Source organism: Variovorax sp. P4_D9, assembly GCF_056401695.1.
Window position 1 is genome coordinate 1 of the sequence record NZ_JBFUIU010001442.1, and the last position, 1,364, is coordinate 1,364.

Consider the following 1,364-nt stretch of genomic DNA (forward strand, 5'->3'; position numbering starts at 1 on the left):
GGTCAAGGACTTCGCACCGTACGTGGCCAAGATCAAGCAGTCGGGCGCCGACACGATCGTCACTGGCAACTGGGGCCAGGACATGACCCTGCTGATCAAGGCCCTGAACGACGCCGGTCTCAAGGTGCCGGTGTACGCCTACTATGCCGGGGTCTCGGGCACCCCGACGGCGCTGGCGTCGGGTGGGGAGCTCGAGGTCTACCAGATCGCCTACAACCACTCCAACTACCCGGGTCGCCTGGGCACCCTGACGAACGAGTTCCAGCAGAAGTTCAACGACGACCTCTACACCTTCTCGGTCTACAACGCGCTGGTGATGATGAGCAACGCGATGGCCAAGGCGAAATCCACCGACCCGGTCAAGGTGGCTGCGGCCATGGAAGGCCTGAAATTCAAGGGCTTCAACGGTGAGAGCGAAATGCGCAAGACCGACCACCAGTTGCAGCAGGGGCTCTGGATCTCCAAGTGGCAGAAGGTCGATGCAAAGAACAAGTACAGCGTGGAAAAGACCGGCTACACCTTTGCACCCGTGAAGTACCTCGAGCCCTACATCGCCAGCACCCCGACGTCCTGCCAGATGAAGCGCCCGGGCGCAGCGTCCTCCTAGGACGGATTCCCGAAACCACACGCCGGGAGGTGATTGCAGTCTCTCCCGGCGTCGTTCTTTCCGGCGTCCGGCGAGGCGCTAGACCACCACCCAGACCTCATGGAATTTTTCACCATCTCCCTGCTGAACGGGCTCAGCTACGGGCTGCTGCTGTTCATGCTGAGCTCGGGCCTCACGCTGATCTTCAGCATGATGGGCGTGCTCAATTTTGCGCACACCAGCTTCTACATGCTGGGCGCCTATTTCGCCTACTCGATCTCGAGCGTCATCGGCTTCTGGCCGGCCCTGGTCATTGCGCCTCTGCTCGTCTTCGCGCTGGGCGCCGGGTTTGAGCGCTACAGCCTGCGGCGCGTCCACAAGTTCGGGCATGTGCCGGAACTGCTCGTGACCTTCGGTCTTTCCTACCTGATCCTCGAAGTGGTGCAACTGGTCTGGGGCCGATCGGTCGTCCCCTATGCCCTGCCGCCGGCGCTCGAAGGGCCGCTGTTCACCATCTACGGCACCCAGTTTCCCAAGTCCAGGTCCTTCATCATGCTCATCGCCTTACTGATGCTCGTGTCGGTGTGGCTGCTGCTGACGCGCACGCGCATCGGGCTGGTCATCCAGGCCGCGCTCAAGCACCCGGAAATGGTCGAAGCGCTCGGTCACAACGTGCCACGCGTCTTCATGCTGGTGTTTGGTGGCGGCGCCGCGCTGGCCGCCCTGGCCGGCGTGATCGGCGGCAACACCTACGTGACGGAACCAGGCATGGCTGCGT

Annotated in this window: 2 protein-coding genes; both read left to right on the forward strand. The window is 62.5% G+C overall.

The window, feature by feature from the left end:
- On the forward strand, positions 1-607 hold a 607-nt coding region (locus AC1DY5_RS55805), incomplete at its 5' end, for an ABC transporter substrate-binding protein (RefSeq protein WP_478122733.1).
- Positions 608-706: 99 nt separating this feature from the next.
- Positions 707-1,364, forward strand: a 658-nt coding sequence (locus AC1DY5_RS55810; protein WP_478122734.1) for a branched-chain amino acid ABC transporter permease, incomplete at its 3' end; no start/stop codon positions are given.